The sequence below is a fragment of the Marinifilum breve genome (genome assembly GCF_003202155.1).
In the GTDB taxonomy this organism is placed as follows: Bacteria; Bacteroidota; Bacteroidia; order Bacteroidales; family Marinifilaceae; genus Marinifilum; species Marinifilum breve.
Genome location: NZ_QFLI01000001.1, coordinates 211,999 through 231,227, shown reverse-complemented (window position 1 = coordinate 231,227; position 19,229 = coordinate 211,999). Strand labels below are relative to the sequence as shown.

16 protein-coding genes are annotated in these 19,229 nt (G+C 33.3%); 2 read left to right on the top strand and 14 right to left on the bottom strand.

Annotated features, from left to right (window positions below; translation table 11 throughout):
- Positions 1-4 precede the first annotated feature (4 nt).
- The 6 genes from DF185_RS00935 to DF185_RS00910 all read right to left on the bottom strand — a co-directional run bounded on the left by DF185_RS00935 (position 5) and on the right by DF185_RS00910 (position 6,114).
- Positions 5-2,590 carry a TonB-dependent receptor gene (locus tag DF185_RS00935; protein WP_110358850.1) on the bottom strand — a complete coding sequence of 862 codons (2,586 nt, stop codon included), beginning with the start codon at positions 2,588-2,590 and terminating at the stop codon, positions 5-7.
- 137 nt (positions 2,591-2,727) lie between these two features.
- On the bottom strand, positions 2,728-3,189 hold the full coding sequence (locus tag DF185_RS00930) for a hypothetical protein (protein ID WP_110358849.1): 462 nt from the start codon (positions 3,187-3,189) through the stop codon (positions 2,728-2,730).
- Positions 3,190-3,303: 114 nt separating this feature from the next.
- A complete protein-coding gene (locus DF185_RS00925) occupies positions 3,304-3,837 on the bottom strand; it encodes a DUF3575 domain-containing protein (RefSeq protein WP_110358848.1) in 534 nt (177 codons plus the stop codon).
- 110 nt (positions 3,838-3,947) lie between these two features.
- Complete coding sequence (locus DF185_RS00920; protein WP_110358847.1) at positions 3,948-4,925, bottom strand: FecR family protein; 978 nt, start codon at positions 4,923-4,925, stop codon at positions 3,948-3,950.
- Between the two features lie 64 nt (positions 4,926-4,989).
- Positions 4,990-5,664, bottom strand: a complete 675-nt coding sequence (locus tag DF185_RS00915) for an RNA polymerase sigma-70 factor (RefSeq protein WP_110358846.1) — start codon at positions 5,662-5,664, stop codon at positions 4,990-4,992.
- Positions 5,665-5,757: 93 nt separating this feature from the next.
- On the bottom strand, positions 5,758-6,114 hold the full coding sequence (locus DF185_RS00910) for a hypothetical protein (protein ID WP_110358845.1): 357 nt from the start codon (positions 6,112-6,114) through the stop codon (positions 5,758-5,760).
- Between the two features lie 924 nt (positions 6,115-7,038).
- Here DF185_RS00910 and DF185_RS00905 point away from each other — a divergent pair.
- A complete protein-coding gene (locus DF185_RS00905) occupies positions 7,039-8,520 on the top strand; it encodes a DNA/RNA helicase domain-containing protein (protein WP_110358844.1) in 1,482 nt (493 codons plus the stop codon).
- A 239-nt stretch (positions 8,521-8,759) separates the two neighbouring features.
- Here the strand turns inward: DF185_RS00905 and DF185_RS00900 are convergent, their stop codons facing one another.
- The 8 genes from DF185_RS00900 to DF185_RS00865 form a co-directional block, all read right to left on the bottom strand.
- Positions 8,760-9,926, bottom strand: coding sequence for a DUF819 family protein (locus DF185_RS00900; protein WP_110358843.1), 1,167 nt, complete (start codon positions 9,924-9,926; stop codon positions 8,760-8,762).
- Between the two features lie 404 nt (positions 9,927-10,330).
- Entirely contained in the window at positions 10,331-11,575 is a 1,245-nt protein-coding gene (locus DF185_RS00895) for a DEAD/DEAH box helicase (RefSeq protein WP_110358842.1), read from the bottom strand.
- A gap of 386 nt (positions 11,576-11,961) precedes the next feature.
- A complete protein-coding gene (locus tag DF185_RS00890; protein WP_110358841.1) occupies positions 11,962-12,948 on the bottom strand; it encodes a lysylphosphatidylglycerol synthase transmembrane domain-containing protein in 987 nt (328 codons plus the stop codon).
- 45 nt (positions 12,949-12,993) lie between these two features.
- A complete protein-coding gene (locus tag DF185_RS00885; RefSeq protein ID WP_110358840.1) occupies positions 12,994-13,407 on the bottom strand; it encodes a DUF5655 domain-containing protein in 414 nt (137 codons plus the stop codon).
- A 168-nt stretch (positions 13,408-13,575) separates the two neighbouring features.
- Positions 13,576-15,120, bottom strand: a complete 1,545-nt coding sequence (locus DF185_RS00880) for a carboxypeptidase-like regulatory domain-containing protein (RefSeq protein WP_165835903.1) — start codon at positions 15,118-15,120, stop codon at positions 13,576-13,578.
- Between the two features lie 39 nt (positions 15,121-15,159).
- Positions 15,160-16,155, bottom strand: coding sequence for a FecR family protein (locus tag DF185_RS00875; protein ID WP_110358838.1), 996 nt, complete (start codon positions 16,153-16,155; stop codon positions 15,160-15,162).
- 6 nt (positions 16,156-16,161) lie between these two features.
- Entirely contained in the window at positions 16,162-16,716 is a 555-nt protein-coding gene (locus DF185_RS00870; protein ID WP_110358837.1) for an RNA polymerase sigma-70 factor, read from the bottom strand.
- A gap of 219 nt (positions 16,717-16,935) precedes the next feature.
- Positions 16,936-18,240 carry a carboxypeptidase-like regulatory domain-containing protein gene (locus DF185_RS00865; protein WP_110358836.1) on the bottom strand — a complete coding sequence of 435 codons (1,305 nt, stop codon included), beginning with the start codon at positions 18,238-18,240 and terminating at the stop codon, positions 16,936-16,938.
- A 247-nt stretch (positions 18,241-18,487) separates the two neighbouring features.
- Between DF185_RS00865 and DF185_RS00860 the strand changes: the two genes are divergently transcribed.
- Complete coding sequence (locus DF185_RS00860) at positions 18,488-19,195, top strand: hypothetical protein (RefSeq protein ID WP_110358835.1); 708 nt, start codon at positions 18,488-18,490, stop codon at positions 19,193-19,195.
- Positions 19,196-19,229 lie beyond the last annotated feature (34 nt).

Here is a 19,229-nt window from a genome sequence, read left to right as displayed (position 1 = left end):
AGGATTAAAATTTATAGGAATAGCTAACACTAGGTATGAATGAGAACAGATTTATTTTTTTCAATTTAGGGGTATTAGATGTATTGTTATCAGAAGATACATACATATAACTGGTGTTTTTTCTATTGTAAAAATTATAGATACTTATATCCCAGGACCTTGTTCCATGTTTCTTCTTCTTCATAAAGCTAATTGATAAATCTAAACGATGATAGTCAGGAAGTCTGTAGGAATTTCTTTCTGTGTAAACAGTTTTAGTCTCAAATGAAGAAGGATCATAGGGAGATATGGCTGCAATTTTGGATGTTGATAATGTTGCAGGAAGCCCTGTTCCATATGTCCAGAATGCAGAAAACTTGGATTTTTTGCTAATGAACTGATTGATTTGTATCGAAAAATTGTGACGTCGATCATAAGGCGAATCATAAGCTTTACCATTATTGATGCCTTTAAACCTAACTTTTGATTGAGATAGGGTATAGGCAATGTTTCCGTTTGTTTTACCCAGGTTTTTGTTCAACTCAATTTCCAATCCTTTGCTCCATCCTTTGCCACTTTCAACCATATTTTCCCAATTAGAGTTAACATCTTGAAAATATGATGTTTCTTTCAAATCCAATAGGTTACGACTTAGTTTGTGATAAATTTCGATGTTTAACTTTACTGATTCGTTAAAAGAATAATGTGTTCCAGCAGTATACTGAAAAGAATCGATCGGCTTAATCTTTTCGGTTACCGGAAACCATAAATCAGTTGGTAAACTTAAGGTGCTGGTTCTTACCAAATGAAGATACTGTGTCATTTGAGAGAAACTTCCAGTAAATGACCATTTTGGAGTAAGGAAATATTGTGTGTTTAACCTAGGTTCAATTGTTGAGTAGTAGGTGTTATCCACAATGAAACTGCTCCAGCGAGTACCCATATTAACCAATAATTTTTTGCCAAATCTAATTTGAGCCTCACCATATAGGTTAACTTCTTTTGATTTGATCAATTCATCAGTTGAAATTTCGGAATTGTTATCGCTGGTATTTTTAATAAACTCGCTACCCGGTTTTGTGTGATGCAGTGAAGCTTCCAATCCAAATTTCAAATAATGTTTGTAATCAGGTATAAAATCAAACTCTGTTTTAAGTGAGAAATCACGAATGCCAGATTTAAATTCATGATTATAGTTTTCCATGTAATCTGAATCATTGGCTTTTTCACTTCTCTTTTCTTTCAGCAAAAAGGTATACCTACTTAATATCAGAGTTGTGTTACCAAACAAGTGATTGTTATATACATGATTCCAGCGCAGTGAGTTGGTGAAATTCCCCCAACCTAGTTTATATCTAACTTTTTCTCGGATGTTTGCAGAAATATCTTCAGAGCTTTTTACACTAGCCAAATCACCTCCCCAATAAGTGCTGAAGTATAATTTATCGCGTTGAGAAAATCGGTGCACAATTTTCCAGTTCAAATCACCAAAATAGTAACCAATATTATCATCACTGCCAGATAAATCAAGCGTTCCGTTAATCAACAGATCAAGATAAGTTCTTCGAATAGAAAGGTTGAATGTGGTTTTATCTTTTTTAATTGGTCCATTCAAATTGAATTTTGCAGTAAGCAATCCCAAGCTATAGCTTCCTTCTAGCTTCTTGGTGTTTCCATCTTTCATTCGAATGTCTAAAACCGAAGATACACGACCACCATAATGAGCAGGAAAACCACCTTTAACCAGCTTTACCTGGTTGATGGCGTCCTGATTAAAAACAGAATATAAGCCCATTAAATGCGAAGAATAATAAACAGGAACATCATCTAATAAAATAAGGTTTTGATCAGGTGAACCATTCCTAATATTCAAGCCTCCTAAACCTTCGTTGCTGTTCTGTACACCAGGTAAATGTTTCAAGTTTTGGAACAAATCATTTTCACCAAAAACACCTGTTTGTTGCATGGTTTTCGCCTGAAAGCTATTCGTGCTAACAAACAAATGGTTAATGTTATTGGCTCTTTCGTTTGCAGTTACTTTTACTTCCTGAAGAATGGTTTTGGGTTCTAAAGATATATTAATGGTAGTATCTCTTTCCAGCTCAACATCTAGTAGTACCTCTTTGTAACCCACAAAAGAAAACTGTAAAAGGTGTGTTTTGTTTTTTAAACTCAAACTGTAGAAACCAAAATTATTGCTAACGGTACCTGTGAAGTTACTCAGGTTTGCAACTGTTGCATTGATCAATACTTCACCAGATTTAGCATCGCTAATGTATCCACTGATTCTGTATTTTCTATCGTAGGGTGGAATTGAGATAATGAAAATTTTATTGCCTTTTGCCTGAATTTTAAAATTCTTTAGATTGATTGACTGATTTAGAATATCTCTAACAGAGGCAACTGAATCGGATAATTGAACCTTTTTATTGATGTTTAATTCACTGGTAAAACTAAACTGGGCATTGGTTTGATTAGTAATTTCTTCCAGCAGTTTGGATAATTGATAACTACTTTTAGGAAGGCCAATTTCTTGTTGCAGATTGATATTCTGACAATAGGCCGATAGAAAACAGAGCAATAAAGAAAAAGTAAAAATAAATTTTACCATGAACTATAGGATGTGATTGGTTAAGGCCGTAAAAATAATTATTGTCATTATAAACAACAAAAGGAAGCCCATAAGGCTTCCAATTTAATGCATTTTATTTGAATATATTATAATTTCAATAGGCGAGAGGGAAGATATTAATTATTATTCAACCTCTTAAAGATATATCTGGTAATGAAAATTCCTTTACCATCACCTTTACCGCTATCACTTTCAACACCACTGGCAACAAAAGCTAATTCCCACCCATCGTTGGTAAGTTTGTTAATTTTCGATGACAACAATGCATCATTAGAAGCAATATTCTGGAAGTTGATACCTGCAATACTGTAAAAGTTTAACAATTTGGTTTCCGAGAAAAGGTTCACTTTTGCATCCGATCTTTTCACCGCTTTTTGTTTGCTTTTTTTACCATCGGTTCTTTCTGTGGTGAAATTTGCAGCTTCAATAGGATCTTTCTCCTCAATGATTCTTGAACGACCAATTCCCATAGGAACGATTGACTCTACAGATGTAATCACTTTATATTCTACTTTTTGAGCATTTGAAGTTGAGAAAAATCCGAATGCAATTGCTGCAATAATTAATAATCTTTTCATGTTTATTTATTTGTTATTATTGTTAATAGGTTAATTAATTTTTAGACACAAGTTGAGCCTTTCACTCAAATTATCGAGTAAATATTTCTTTATTTCAATACGTTTTGTGATTTTTTAAAATGCGATCCCTAATGTGATTCCTGCTCGTAAAGTAAAACCATCCCAGCTACCAGTATCAAAGTCATCTTCAACACCTGATTCTACATCCAAATCAATATTGGTGTAACCCGGACCAAAGAACCATTCAAAGCTTACTCTCTCTTTAAAAATGTATTGCTGACCAATAATTAAACCAGCTCCCAATCCTTTCATTTTAGCTTCATCATTGGCATCATTTTCTAGCTTAAAGTTTAGGTATCGTGCATAAGGTGCAACAAAGAAACCTTCCGGAGCAGGTGAATCAGAAAGGTAGAATCTGTATTCAGGTGTAACTCCCCAGCCTCGAATTTTTGTATCATCCCAGGTTTTACCTGTGTAAAGTAATCCCAATTGTAAACTGCTATTATCGTTTAATTGATGTTCTACAAAAAATGATCCTGTACGTACCAATGGACTAAGCATATTGGCTTTAACTACCGTTTTCTGTGCTTTTGCAAACGAAACGCTTAGTAATAAGATGAATGATACCAGTGCTATTTTATTTTTCATCTGTTTAATTTTTTTTGCTAGATGGAACTCTCGATGAATTTAACCATTCTAATGTGTGTATTTTAGAATGCTAAAATTCATGTTCGTTTCATTGTTAATTTCTATTAGATTTAATTATTTCTTTCCGAAACAATGAGATGCTTGCCCCTTTTTACTGTTTTTACATTCAGGTGCAACTCCAGTTCCGATATCACATCCTTGATATCATCATTGTCGAATATGCTGTTAAAAGTCAGCGTATCTATTCTTTCGCACCTGTTCGTAATTTTCACCCCATAATAGTCTTCAATGTATTTAAAAACTACAGGTATTGGTGTTTTATTAAATCTTAGAATTCCAGTTTTCCAGGCATCAAAATTTGGTTCATCATTTTCTGACTCGGTAAGGTTGGAATCGTGCAAAATTCCCTTTTCACCTTTGGTCAGATAAACCACTTTTTTAGTTTTCTGATCGGTTAAACTTACTTTTCCAGATTGAACGGTTACTATGGTTCTTCCATACTCATCGTTGCGAACATTAAAGGCGGTACCAAGTACTTCAATTATCGCATTTCCAGAAGTGATTATAAATGGTTTGGATGGATCTGATTTTACCTGAAAGTAAGCTTCACCTTCCAATTTTACATTTCGTTTTTTACTACCAAATTGGTTTGGATATACCAATCGGCTTCTCTCATTCAAATAAACTTGCGTTCCATCAGCCAAAAGAACCTGATCTTTGTTTATTTCAGTTTTCTGCTGAGCCAATTTTCCAAACCCAGGAGTGGTTTGGTAAAGCAACACAAAACTCAAGCCCATTAATAGCACAATTGAAGCTGCATAACGCATGAAAACTTTAAGTTTTCTTGATTTAACCGATGCTCCGCTTTTCGATTTTACCAATTTCCAGTCAGCTGCTACATCAATTTTATCGAATACCTCAATTTCAGAACTCTTTTCCCAAATCTTACGCATTTTGTCAAAAACAGCTTTGTTTTCCGGATGTGATGCCATCCACTTTTCGAATGTTTCTGCATCTTGTTCCGAAGCCTTTTGATTTAAAATGCTTAATAATATTTGCTCGTCGATATGTTGTTTGTTCTTGTTCATTTTCGCTTTTCTAATAGTAAGACAAGTAAGAATATCCTCACACGTATTTAAATTTGAAAAAAAATCACATTTTTTCCATGAGCCATAAAATCAGCAGGCTAGCAAGCATTGGTCCTATTTTATTTCGTAAGGTTTTTAATGCTTTACTGATTTGTGTTTCTACAGTTCGTTTCGATATGCCTAACTGATCGGCAATTTCCTGGTTGGTGAAACCATCAAAACGATTCATTTTAAAAATACGCTGACATTGTTCAGGCAATTCATCAATGGCTTGATACAATTCATACTCTAATTCGGTTTGCTCCAAAATTTTGTCAACACCCATTCCAATATCCGAGTTCAAGTACTTGATATTCTCATGATGCTTGGCATGTGTGTTTTTTTGTTTGATTGCATTTAAACATGCATTCCGAACAGAGGTATACAAATGTGCTTTTGCCGAGGTGTGAATCTTAACCGTGTCTTTGTGGTCAATTAACTGAACAAATACATTTTGGACAATTTCCCGTGCATCATCCAAATCGGAAAGAAATTTATTGGCATAGACCGTTAAAACCGCATAGTGTTCTTTAAACAGTTCCTCAATTCTTTTTTCTGTAAGTAATTCTATAGAATAGTTGGTAGAGCTTTGTGTCATCGATATCGCGCTTGTAATTCCCTTTATTTTCAATTCATATATCAAGTAGGCATATATTGGTGATGAATTTAATGTTTTTATTGCAATATTACCTACCCTCATTCATTAGACAATTAACTATTGCACTACACGTACTCGTGATAAAAAAAAAGATCATTGCGTTTGCAATGATCCTTTTTTCAAAAGTGTGGTGGTTTAAGCAGGCTCTTCAATTTTTGCTTTAGTCGTTTCGTCAACTGTGAAACCCCAACCACCCAATTTCTTTAAATCTTCCGGGTAATGAGCCTTTAGAAGGTTACGGATTTGAATAATATCTTTTCTTACCGCTTTTGCTTCTTTGTTTTTCTGCTCATTCATTTCTTCTTTCAAACGATTCGCTTCATCAGCTTTTTGCTCATATTCCTGCATTTTAGCCAATCGTGTTTGTAAAGAAGCAAAGTTTGGAAAATCTTTAAGAAGACTTGATTCACCATCTGTGGTGTTTTTAGCGATGATCTTGCTAGCCAAATCAGCAAGCTCATGCACTTTCGATGAAACTTTTACTCTTGACATACAAATTGTTTTAAAAATAATTATTTGACAATTGTTAAATTAGTAAAACTTAACTATGGAAAGATCAGGTATGGTGTTGAATTTCAAAATTTATAATCGTTTTAAATAGTATGTTAAGTGGTTTTGGGTTTATTAATAGTCTTGTGTGTTGCTAATTAGCTTGTGTATAGTTATGGTATTTTCTGCTGTATTGCCTGGAAATACAGGATTATATAGTTTTATAGTAAGTTGTAAGAAGGAGTGATTTATCATTAAATGATGAATTTTCAATACGAAGTATGTGAGATGTTACCTAGGGTGTATATGACATAAACATAGGAAAAGATGAGCTGAATGTAGAAATATATGAAGCTGACGTAGGAAAAACTCATCTGAACGTAGGAAAATATGAGCTTGACCCTAATTTTTGAGAGGTTTTTATGGAAATGGATGTCATTTTCCTGCAAAAATATGATGCGAACCTATCCAAAATAGATCAAAAAATGCGATGATGTGATTCCGACGCGCGTCAGGCTCATCTTTTCCTATGTTTGGCTCAGCTAAACGTGCGTTCAGATCAAATAAACCTAGGTCAGTGTCACATCTACCTAGGAATGGAACTCATTCATGCGTGTGTGGGAGAGGATGACGCATAAAAGTATCATATTATTGTCGGTGAGAAAATCTCAAAAAGGGACTACTCTATGAACTATAATGGTAGGGCTTGTTGCTTATTACACTTATTTTGATTTAAAAATAAGTTTATACTAGTTTTCACCAAGAAATGGAAGTCATATGCTTTTCAATAGTTTTCATTTTTATATTATATGTTTAAAAAAAAGATGTGGGTGTTGGTGAAGAATTTTGTAGATTTGGGGGATTTAGATAATGATAATCAAAAATGTAGCAGATTAACTAAAATACAACGACTATTTAATCAAGAAGATGAAACAAATAAATTTAATTTCAGTTTTAAATGGACATAAAACAATTGCTGATGAACTATTTAACTCTTATTTGGATTTTTTTTCTGTAAAAATCAAAAAAGAGGAACTTAATGACTTGAGAGTTTTTGTCAAACATTTAATTTCCAAAACAAATAATATTAAACTATTTGATAAGTATTTTATAGGATATTCAATTCCCCAGATAGGTAAAGAATTTGACTTATTAAGAATTGATGATGATTCTATTTTAAATGTAGAATTAAAGAGGAAAAGTACACCTGAAAAAATAAAGAAGCAAATATTAAGAAATAGATATTACTTAAGCTTTTTAAATAAAGATGTTTATATTTTTACATATGTTGCAGAGGAAAGAAAACTATATAGTGTTGATAAGGAGGATAATATTATAGAAGTAAAAATTAAGTATTTACTTTCTATTTTAGAGGCCCAAAAAGTAATAGAAATTAAAGATATTGATTGTTATTTTAACCCTTCAAATTATTTGGTTTCTCCATTTAATTCTACAGAAGCGTTTATAAATGGGAAGTATTTTCTGACAAAGCATCAAGAAGAATTTAAATGTCAGATCTTAAAGCAACTAAATTTGTCAAACTACTCAATACTTGCTATTAAGGGAAAAGCAGGAACTGGAAAAACATTATTGACTTATGATATTGTGAAGGAATTTTCAGAACATCATTCAATTCTACTTGTGCATTGTGGATATTTGAATGATGGTCATATTTCACTACGTGACAATTATGGATGGGAGATTGTTTCAGCAAAGAAATTACAGTATAGAGATTTTTCTAATTATCATTTAGTTGTTATTGATGAAGCCCAAAGAGTTTATCCAATTCAGCTTGAACATGTAGTTAATGAAACTAAGAAATTGTCGATTAATTGCTTGTTTTCGTACGATGGACAACAAACACTTAGGAGAGGGGAAATAAATAATAATATTGAACAACTAATTCAAAGAAATGTAACAGTTAATTCTTATGAGCTTACAACTAAAATTAGAACCAATAAGGAAGTAGCTTCTTTTATTCAATGTTTATTCAATAAAAATAGACAGCTAGAAAAAGTTAATTATTCAAACATAAAGCTTAATTACTTCTCAAGTTATAAATTAGCTGTATCGTTTTTGAAGCAATTAAAATCTGAAAATTGGAAAATTATAAATTATACTCCTTCTACTGTATACACACTACCTTATGAAAGTCACAAATTAGATGATGAAAATGATAATGCTCATACAGTTATAGGTCAAGAATTCGATAATGTAGTGGCAGTTGTTGATGAATACTTTTATTATAACAATAATAGATTATCTACAAAGAAGTATAGGAATAGACCATATTATCACCCAACTAAAATGTTATTTCAAATTGTTTCAAGAACAAGGATTGGATTAAATGTTGTGATTATAAATAATAAGGAAATATTAAGTAGATGTTTGGATATTTTGAATAATTAAATTCTAATTCCCAAGGAGTACTGATAGCGCGATCTTTTCTCTTGCTAGCCCTGATTTGCAATCAGGGCTCAAGGCGTTAAGAATTTCAAATTCGATTTTTAAGGATTGGAAATCCCAAACTCGAAACCTGTGAATTTCAAATTCACAGGAGCGGAGGAAGCGTTTCATGATTCAATGGAATAATAAAAAAGGCCTTGCAATCCTGCAAAGCCTTTCTTTATACAATGGTTTTAATATTCTTAGCTCAAATAAATCGCAATACTAACACCAATAAAAGTACCGATTACATAGCCTAAAATTCCGACTAGAATACCAGGCGTAACCAGTTTCTTTTGTCCCATTGAGGCAGCCATAGGTGCAGCAACCGATGGACCCATGATATTGGCAGCCGAAGAGATTACCACTTCGTAAACATCAAGCTTGAACAGCTTGGCCAATGCCATTAGAAACAAAAAGTGGAAAACCATAATGGTTAGGTAGAAAGCCAATACAGCTGGTCCGATACTGAAAATTTGCTGAATATTGGTAGCGGCACCAATTACTGCCAAAAACACATACATCATCCATAAACCAACCGAGAATGCGGTGTTTTCAAGAGGTTGCAATTGTTTAGGAAACAGGTTGGCTGCCAAAACAGCAAAAACGGTAATGATCAGGATGCTTAAATTGATATCTGTATTTAAAAGACTTTGTAAATAAGGCGATACAAAGCTACCTGCACCTGCAATGAAAGCTGCAATAAATACCGAAACGGCAATTCGCTCCATGGTAATAGGATATTCAGCTTTTTTGGCTGAGCTTTCTTCTACACGATTTTCGGCCTTAGGCTTTACAAAAAAGCGAGACAAAAACAGGAGAGAAGGAGTTAAAAACAGGAATAGGGTATACAGGTTCGAAACAAAGTTGTCAACCGCAATGGTAGCAGTAAATAGTGGGTTTGTACTAAAATTAAGCGCTTCGGCAGCAGCAATAAAATTCACACTACCACCAACAAGGGTTGCTGCAATAACCCCGGCAGTTTTACCAGAATCAGGACCTAGATTGATAATGTTGAAGGCCAAAAAACAACCCAAAACAATTCCAATGGCTCCTAAAATGTAAGCGACAAGCAATTTGCCACTTTCCTTTACAATTTTTACAATGTTGGAACTAAACAGCAGCATAGGGATGGAAATGGGAATGAAGTACGAAAATACCAATTCGTAAACATCTACCTTAATGTTTGGGTTCGATGCTACAGGAACAACTCCAGCCATTGCCAATAAGGACATGGAAATCATGGTAACCAAGATGCCTGATAGTTTTCCAAACCATTTTTTGTGTTCTGAATAGATTCCAAAGGCGGCAGCACCTGCCACAACGAAAAACAACACCATGTTGCTTTCGGGAGAGATAAGTGATTGCATGTGTAAGATATTGAAATTAGTGTTTAGACCACTTTGCTTGAGATCAAACAAAATGGCTTACCGAATTTAATAAATAATTTGAATCATGAGTTGTAAATTTCTTTATATCCTCAAGCCGGAAGGCTTTTACTTTTTCCATTGATGAAAAAGTAAACAAAAAATCTAGGGCGTGTAAGCAAAAACTGCTTCTACTTGAAAACTTTAAGTGCGGCGGAGTGATCTTCGAACAAGTTCTCAGCTTCTCCGTCTTTCTAAAAGTTATTCTACATATAAGCAGCTTGACCTTCCAATGCCCCAAAGACATGATGTTATACTAAACCTTTTTAAAGGAAATATTACAATCCTGGACTCTTAAAATATTCAAAAGAAAAGCTCAAACTATATTGGTTTGAGCTCGAAGTATTTTACTTTTTCTTTCTTTTTTTCTTTTTTGGATTTTCGAAGTATTCATCAGCTTCTTCCATAAGTTCTTTCAAGCTTTTTGAATAATCTTCTGAAAAGTCGATGGTTGCAGAGTATTCCTGGTGTGAAATATCCATCACTTGAATTTCTCCGCCAAGATAATCTTCAATTTCGTTTAAAAGTTCCTTTTCTGTATCTGGGCAGCAGAACGAAATAGCAGTCCCTTTTTGTACGCCACGTCCTGTACGACCAACACGGTGTACGTAGTTTTCCGATACATCAGGAAGATCGTAGTTTACCACGTAATCTACATTAGGAATGTCAATTCCACGTGCACTTACATCGGTAGCAATCAGGATTTTTACCTTGCCTGATTTAAATTCATTTAAGGCTGCCAAACGATCTTTTTGCTCTCTATCGCCATGAATCAATTGAGTTTTTACGCCCACACGATCCATTGCTTTGTGTACACGCTCGGCACGAACTTTGGTTCTTACAAAAACCAAGATCTTACTTTCCTCATGCTCTTTAGCAATACGTTCCAGGAAGAAACGCTTGTCATCCATTTTTACATATGCCAATGAATGCTCTACATTGCGTGATACCGGATCTTTCGGTGAAATTTGAATGCGAATGGCTTTTCGAACCAATGAATAAGCCAACTTCTTAATTTTTGGCGTAATGGTTGCCGAAAAGAATAAGGTTTGTCTGTTTCTTGGCAAAAATTTAATTAGGTCCTGAATGTCTTTAATAAAGCCCAAGTCCAACATGTGATCCGCTTCATCCAATACCAAGGTGTCAATATTTCTCAAATTGATATAACCTTGGCTTGTAAGGTCGAACATTCTACCAGGTGTCGAAATTAAGATGTCGATTCCTTTCTGCAATTTTGCAATTTGTGGATCTTGTTCAACGCCACCAAAAACGCAAAAGCTCTTTACTTTGGTGTACTTGCCAATTTCCTGAAACACTTCGGTAATTTGTATTGCCAGCTCACGAGTAGGAACCATTACAACACATTTAATGTCTTTACTACTCTTATTTTTTTTCGATTTATGGATTTTATCGATAATAGGAATGGCAAAGGCTGCCGTTTTACCGGTACCGGTTTGTGCAATAGCCAAAACATCCTCACCTTTTACAATGGGAGGGATGGCTTTGTACTGAATATCGGTGGGTCTTTTAAAACCAAGTGTTTCCAGATTCTTCTTAATATCTGGTGAAAAGTTATATTGACTAAACTTCATTCTTCTTTGTCTTCAAATTTGCGACAAAGATAGTTGTAAAAACTGAGTTTGCAGGCATATCCATTTTTTGATTTTCACAATTAATTCTAATACATACAGGCAACATGAATAATATTGCCATGAATCTTTAAATTATTATCCACTGCACAGTATTTAAATGTCAATTATAGATCCTAATACTGCGGTGCGCTGCACCTTTCTTTGTTAACTTTCTTATTTGCTATAAATACTTCGCTACTCTGTAGCTTGTTTAGTTTTGATTTTGTAAAGGTGCGTAGCACCCTAGTCTTTGTATGACAAATATACCGAGCAAAATATTAAGGTGCAGCGCACCGTGGTATATAAAACCAATACAACTTTTAACCTTTAAGTACTCCAGATACAATTTATGCCCGCTTCATTTCTACCCAATATCTAAAGTAACCATAGCCACCAAGCACAAGGGTTCCAATAAAAGTTAATCCATTGGATAAAATTCCAAAACTAATTCCTGCATTGGCATCGAGTTGATAGGCCAAAAATAGCTGTAACAAAAAGAAGTGCGTAGTTCCTATTCCGCCTGGGCTTGGTAGTGCCCAGCCAAGACCGCCAATAAATAATATCACTACGGCAAAGAAGATTGAATATTCTGATGTTTCTGGCAAGCACAGAAGATAAATGTAATTTAGAATTACCAAGGCCATCCAAATTAAGAGGGTAAGTAGGATAAATTTGAATCTCTTTTTTAATAGTAAACCATGTTTTAAAGATTCAAACATGCTTTGCAAAAATCCAATAACTTTCTTAACAATTGGTTTTTCTGATTTTTTAAGTCTTTTAAGACTAAGAACGAATAATACCACAAAAAGAATAAGAAGGATGGGTAGAACATAGATGTAGCGATATCCATAAATGTGTGAAATGCCACCTATGGTTGAATCAATGATTCCTTGAAGTCTATCCACTTCGATAAAAAATATGGCTACAATCCCCAGGCCTAGAATCAATAAATCATACGCTCGTTCGGCCATTACACTTCCCATTGAAACAGCAACAGGAACTTTCGAGTTCTTCTGCAGTGATGTACAACGAATGATTTCGCCAAGTTTAGGCGTAAAGCTATTTACGAAATATCCCAAAAGGAGAGATGTAAGTACTTTATCGGACTTAGGTGTTTCTCCTGCCTCTTCAATTAAGAGTTTCCAGCGCAATGCTCTTAAATAAAAAACCAAAAACAGACATAGAAAACTCAGGAAGATGAAAAAATAATCAGCACCTGCCAAACTCTCCCATACAGGCCCTAATGGCTTTTCGTGTAAGGTAAGAAAAAGGAATACTGCTCCTATAATTAAACCAGATAGGTTTTTAAGTATGCTTTTGATATTATTTATCATCTAATAAAATTTCAATTGTAATTTGCGGAAGAACAAAAATATAAATTATTTTTTCCTCACAGTCCAATAAGCAGCCTTTATCCAATCCTTTATTTGTTCATCGAAATCATCAGGTTCGGCTATTACTAACCTATGAAGCACCCTGTTTTTAGATATTCGCTTGCAAAAGATAACTGGGAATACATCTTCTTCCTGATGCAGTTGATATTCCAATACGAGTCGATCCTTCTTAGGGTAAACAGATAAGAAATTTGCCCCGATTTTAAATTGAATGCAGGTTTTTAAGTATAAAATCTCAATGTTTTCGAATGTGTTTACATACTCTTCCAATAGGGTAAAGGTGTCTATTACATGATCACCCATTTTCTTGATATGAGTTTCTTTATCGGTAATATAACAAGAATGATATTGATTTGGTCCGGGAAGAATTCGCTTACAATTGGGGCAAGTCCAAGGCATATTTTCGATTCAATGATTTTTCGAAAGATACAATAAATCTTATGCCATTTTAAAAAAATAGAGAGCTATTTTAAGCTCTCGAATTGTTTAGGTATAATGCCGATATATAATGTTGTTAGGCATTAGAAGTGAAGCGCACTAATGGCTTATACAAATTAATAATCGGTATTAATTTACTTCTGACTTGCCCAAAGCAATTTGTTGCATGCTATTGTTGATTCTTTTTAAAGCATCCTGAATGCTCTCTTCGGGTTTAATAAAATTATTTTTACCCCAGAAAGTAGGATCATAGCTTGTTCGGTGATTGGAAAAAATTGTAGTTGGCTTTATGGTTTCTCTATATCGGTATTTAATTACATTGTCTGCTTTAATGTTTGTTGTTGCCATCTCGAATGAGGTTGAGAAATAGCTGGAGAATAATTTCTTTTTATTTTTAACTTTGAATTTTAGATTCCCCATTGCGTGATTCAAATAATATTTTCCATTAATATCACGATAACTGACTATATAATTTATAATGCTTGGTTTGGTTTTGGTTCTTGCACTGCCTTTTACAACGAATCTATCTTTTAGTTCGTTCATTCTATATTTATCGTAGCCAAATTCAGCACGAATGATAGCCAAATTATTTGTTTCAATAAAGACTCTACCTTCCAATAAAGGTTCTCTTAGTTTAGGCCTTGGTTTAAACTCAATAACATATACCGAACGATTGTTGTACGTGCTAATATCGGCCAAGCGATAATTATACAAATGTGTATATTCTTCATCTAGAAACTCAGGTAAGTTTTTTACAATATCTAATTGCAAACATCCTTTAATTCCGCCTTTAAGCCTAAATGAAATGGTATCTAGTCTTGAAACATCATAAATTTTACGGCTTTTAAAAACCTTTACTCTTTCCAGTGCATCTGAATGAGAATAGGAACTTTTGTAAATATCCAATACAGATTCCAGATAAATCATGTATTTATTATTCTTCGTCACTGATTCTCTGTAAAAAGAGGTTAAGTTGGTTGATTTTTGTGGGTAGTTCTTGTGTATGTTATGCACAGCAGCATGAATCAAAGCCAAAGGATCATTGTTACGAATTATTACTTCTTGAAGGGAAATGAAATCCTCTTTGAGTTCCACTTCAATTTGATTGTTTTTCAGATTTGAGATAACAATTTCTTCATTCTTATATCCAACATAAGAAAAAACCAAAGTGTCATTTAAGTTCTCTGAAGATATACTTAGCGAGAATTCACCATCTTGGTTAGTAATGGTACCTAAATGCTTTCCTCTTATTCCAATACTAGTATATGGAAGTACTTCTTTCGAATTCAGATCCCTAACAGTACCAGAGAGTTTTCGATATGAGATGTAAGGTATAATTTCTTTAGGTGCAGGAATATATAGTGCTTCTTTTACAGGAACAATTACGATATGCTTTTTGGTAACATGAAAATTAAGGGCTTTATCTGGAATTAATTTTCTTAATACACTTGAGAGCTTTTCATTTTTGATAGTAAGATTCAGCGTTTCGCGACCTTTAAAAAGTTCGGCATTGTAGGTGAAATAGCATTGGGCTTTTTGTTCAATACTATCAAGTGCACTCTCAATTGTGGTTTCAGTTAAGTCTAGATTGATCTTTTTGTCTAACAAATGTATTTGAGCTTTAAGATTAAAGCATAGCAATAGCAGAATGAAAAGTATGGTATGTTTTTTCATTGAATACTTTTGATATGTTTTAATATTATTCATTTGTGACTAAATGCCTTTTTTCAATATGATGGTTTGACCTTTTTTCTCATATGTCAAATTAAATGACATGCAAATGGTACTTAAAACATGATTCAGCGATTCCTGATCGAATGTTGTACTAATTTGCTCTTTTTCAATTTCATTGCTTTCGAATTGAATCTGAACGTGATAGGTCCTTTCAATTACTTTGGCTACTTCTTTCAGTTCCATACTTCTGAAAACCATTTTTTGTGTTTTCCACGATAAGTAATTATCATCGTTCATTAGGCTTTTACTTAGCAAACTTTCTTTTAAAATTGCAAAATCACCTTTTTCAAGTATAACCGATTCCTTATTGTTGATTTCTGAAAATTTAACCTTACCTGATTCGACAAGAACCTCAACTTTATCATCCTTGGCAATTACATTAAAAGCTGTTCCCAACACCTTTATTTCAGCACCCTTTGCTGTAATAATAAAAGCTTTGTTTGGATTTTTAGCAATATCAAAAAAAGCTTCACCTTCCAGGCTTACATTTCTGGTGTCAGCATTAAATTTTCTTGGATACACCAGCTTGGCTTCTCCGTTTAAAGTAATGGTTGAACCATCTGCTAGAACAATGGATTTGCTGCTTTCATGCGCTTGCGAAATAAAAGTTTGATAAGGCGATAGGTAATCATTGTAAACTTTGTTAGAGATCAGACCTAAACCAATTACTACAATAATCATTGCTGCAAATTGAAGAATTCTTTTTGCATTCAAAGTAATCTTTTTGCCAAACTTCTTATTCGTAAGTTGATCGTTTACTTTATTCCACGCAATATCAGCATTGTATTGTTCTCTGATCTGCATTACATCTTCAACCAAACCCAAATCCTTTTCTGATGCATCAATAATTTGAGCATATTCGGAGTTTGAATCAATCACCTTTTTAAAGGCAGATTTTTCTTCCTCACTCATTTCTCCGCTCAAATACTTCGAAATGATCTCCCATTCAATGTTATGTGATGTTTCGTTCTTCATTTTATTTTAAAGCACAATAATACTAACGTAATCTTTTAAATTTTTTCGAAATGCCTTTAATGCCTTCCCCATATTGGCTTCAACGGTTTTTACCGATATGGAAAGTTTATCAGCTATTTCTTGATATTTCAATCCTTCAAATCTACTCATTTTAAATATTTTACTGCATCTTTCTGGTAGATTTAATAGTGTATTTTGTATGATTGTTTGAATTTCCTTTTCCTCCAAGCTATGATTTGTGAATGAATCGTTAATTCTTGTGTTTTTTAAGTGATCTTCGTATTGGTTTCTAATTCCTTTTTTTCTTAAATATTGCAAGCTGTTTAAATAGGTTGCTTTGTACAAATAAGCCTTAAAAGAAGTGTGAATTTTTAATTTTCTTCTGTCTTCCCATATCTGGCAAAATAAATTTTGAACAACTTCTTCTGCTTGATCTGGATTCTTGACAAATTTTACTGCATAATGACATAATAGTGGATAGTAAAACTTAAATAATTTTTCAAACTCTTCTATATTGCCTTTTTGAATGCTTAATAATATGGTCTTTGTATCTTCCGACATTCTTGTTTTCGAATTCCTTTAATATTAGTTTATTTATTTTCTAATATAGGATATTTAGTTTTTAATTCCTTAGGATATGTTTAATTTAAAAATACAATCTATTGATGCTATCTTCAGGAATTAATGGAAAGAATTACAGTGTTCTCTTTGTTATCCCCATATAAAGAGTTTGTTATTCTTTCCATTATTAGTGCTTTATCAGTTAATAGTAAGATATAATTAACGAGCTTTTCTTTTTAATTTTCGAATTGCTGCCTCAATGGATTGATCAGGTTCAATTGTGTTATGTGCTCCCCAGAAATTCTTATCAGCAAAGTTTCCAATTTCATCAACCATTACTTGATTTCGTTTGAATTTCTCATTTCGGTTGAATCTTACAACATTAGTTTCATCTCTGTCAGTAATTGCAATTTCAGTCATTGCTTTGTAGTTGGTGTTAAATAGTTTTCTTTTCCAATTACATTTGAAATTGATTTCACCACGAGCATAGTTGAAATACCATTTGCCTCCAGTTTCATGATAATTTACAATATAATCAGCTGAGGTAGGAGTCACCTTAACACCTGTAGGTTTTCTTCTTATAAATAATCTACTTGCTTCTTCTGGATTATCAAGATTTAAGCTGAATTTTGCACTAGTCAGTGCTAAATTTTCACTTTCTACATAAAGTAATCCATAATATAAAGGAATGTCAATGTCTTCTTTTTGAATAAACTCAATCACATAATGCAATTTTTCATTAATCTGCGTAATCGATTTTAAACTGAATTTGTAACTTCGACTAAAATCTTCAGAAAGCAAGTTGTAAGGATTTTTAATTACATCAAGAAGTAATGCAGTTGCAGGTCCTCCTTGTAGCTTAAAAAGAAGGGTGTCCATTTTCTTAACATCCTGACTTTTTCTTCCTTTATATACTTGCACCTGATCCGATTTGGCTTGTCTATAACCTGATTTATGAATGTTGACAACAGCCTCGGATATTGCTACATAGGTTCTGTTCTTTCTAACGGTTTCTCTGTAGAATCCTTGCATCATATTAGGAGTTGTAGAGTAGTTTTCTCCTACCTTCTTTAATATTCTTCTTACCAATTGTTCCGGGTCTAATGGGTAGATATTGATTTCATCCAAAGGAACAACTGCCATCTGAAGTTGTAGTATATTTTTCTTAGGTTTTAATGATTTGATATCAACTTCCAGGTTTTTGTATCCAACATGACTGATTTCAATTTTGCTTACCGGTAAGCCTTTTGCAATTTTTAGTATAAATTCACCTTCGTTGTTTGATACGGTGGCAACATTCACGCCTTTAACAGCAACTGTTGCAAAAATCAGAGGATCTTTAGATTCTTTATCTTGTATTTTACCTTTATATACATTGTATTTTAAGGTATCAATTACATGCTGTACCTTATTCTTTTCTTTCTTCTTTTTTTTCTTCCATTCTCCTGCTGATACGGAAATGGATGACAATAATAAAAATGCCGAAAGTAGAATGGTAATTTTTGAAATAAAATTTGTTCTCATGGCAAAATGTTTTTATCTGTTTATATTATTGTTGTTAATATGGAATTACGATCGTTCAATTTCCTGTTTCTATTACTATGATGCATGAGTTTAAATTTACCCTATCAAAAATTGTATTTTTTTATTTGCGGGTAATTACCTTCAGTTCATGCAAGTAGATTATTTAATGAAAATTATTATATAGACATCTCAGATTTTATAACTAATTTTAGTTTAATTCTATAAGCAAACAAGTATTTAGGTTAATATGAAAGTCGATTTCTGTAAAGAGGAGCTGGTTCTAAAAGTTTACCCAACCATTGGTGGATGTTTTCAAGAAGGATGGAATGTATTGAAGAATCATTTCTTGATTCTTTTTTTGGCAGTAATTCTGGCGGGATTACTCGATATTCCAATGGGGTATAAGCAGTACCTTGAAAATGTTGATGATTCTTATTCTGTCGGGATTTCATTTTTTAATTTAATTGGATTCATCTACTATGTAATGATTATTACACCATTTAATTATGGATTCGACTGGATATATTTGAACGCAGCCAGAAAAAAAGAGCCACAATTCGAAGAAATTCTATCAGGCTTTAAAAAATACTTGATAGTTATTTTGAGTCATTTGCTGGTTATTGGTATTACTGGGCTTGGATTTATTTTACTGATTATTCCCGGCATATACCTGTTGTGTAAATTGGTTTTCGTCCCTTATCTGGTTATGGATAAAAATGTAGATCCAATTCAAGCGGTAAAACTAAGCTATTACCTTACGAAAGGATATTTCTGGACCATTTTTGGAATGGGCATTCTATCGTTCATTATAATAATTCTGGGAATTATTTGCCTTGTAGTAGGAGTATTCGTTTCATTGGTTTGGGTACACTCAGCCTTTGCAGTTTTATACAAAGCAGTTGATGAATTACACTTCAAAGAAGCTTGCGAATTAGCTGGAGTAGAAATAAAATAAGAATAATAAAAAAGCCATCAGATTTGATGGCTTT

Bases quoted from the DNA above. Each gene is read 5' to 3' on its own strand.
- DF185_RS00920 (WP_110358847.1), bottom strand. From the start codon at position 4,925: ATGAACAAGAACAAACAACATATCGACGAGCAAATATTATTAAGCATT.
- DF185_RS00905 (WP_110358844.1), top strand. From the start codon at position 7,039: ATGAAACAAATAAATTTAATTTCAGTTTTAAATGGACATAAAACAATT.
- DF185_RS00915 (WP_110358846.1), bottom strand. From the start codon at position 5,664: ATGAGGGTAGGTAATATTGCAATAAAAACATTAAATTCATCACCAATA.
- DF185_RS00935 (WP_110358850.1), bottom strand. From the start codon at position 2,590: ATGGTAAAATTTATTTTTACTTTTTCTTTATTGCTCTGTTTTCTATCG.
- DF185_RS00895 (WP_110358842.1), bottom strand. From the start codon at position 11,575: ATGAAGTTTAGTCAATATAACTTTTCACCAGATATTAAGAAGAATCTG.
- DF185_RS00900 (WP_110358843.1), bottom strand. From the start codon at position 9,926: ATGCAATCACTTATCTCTCCCGAAAGCAACATGGTGTTGTTTTTCGTT.
- DF185_RS00885 (WP_110358840.1), bottom strand. From the start codon at position 13,407: ATGCCTTGGACTTGCCCCAATTGTAAGCGAATTCTTCCCGGACCAAAT.
- DF185_RS00890 (WP_110358841.1), bottom strand. From the start codon at position 12,948: ATGATAAATAATATCAAAAGCATACTTAAAAACCTATCTGGTTTAATT.
- DF185_RS00865 (WP_110358836.1), bottom strand. From the start codon at position 18,240: ATGAGAACAAATTTTATTTCAAAAATTACCATTCTACTTTCGGCATTT.
- DF185_RS00910 (WP_110358845.1), bottom strand. From the start codon at position 6,114: ATGTCAAGAGTAAAAGTTTCATCGAAAGTGCATGAGCTTGCTGATTTG.
- DF185_RS00925 (WP_110358848.1), bottom strand. From the start codon at position 3,837: ATGAAAAATAAAATAGCACTGGTATCATTCATCTTATTACTAAGCGTT.
- DF185_RS00930 (WP_110358849.1), bottom strand. From the start codon at position 3,189: ATGAAAAGATTATTAATTATTGCAGCAATTGCATTCGGATTTTTCTCA.
- DF185_RS00860 (WP_110358835.1), top strand. From the start codon at position 18,488: ATGAAAGTCGATTTCTGTAAAGAGGAGCTGGTTCTAAAAGTTTACCCA.
- DF185_RS00870 (WP_110358837.1), bottom strand. From the start codon at position 16,716: ATGTCGGAAGATACAAAGACCATATTATTAAGCATTCAAAAAGGCAAT.
- DF185_RS00880 (WP_165835903.1), bottom strand. From the start codon at position 15,120: ATGAAAAAACATACCATACTTTTCATTCTGCTATTGCTATGCTTTAAT.
- DF185_RS00875 (WP_110358838.1), bottom strand. From the start codon at position 16,155: ATGAAGAACGAAACATCACATAACATTGAATGGGAGATCATTTCGAAG.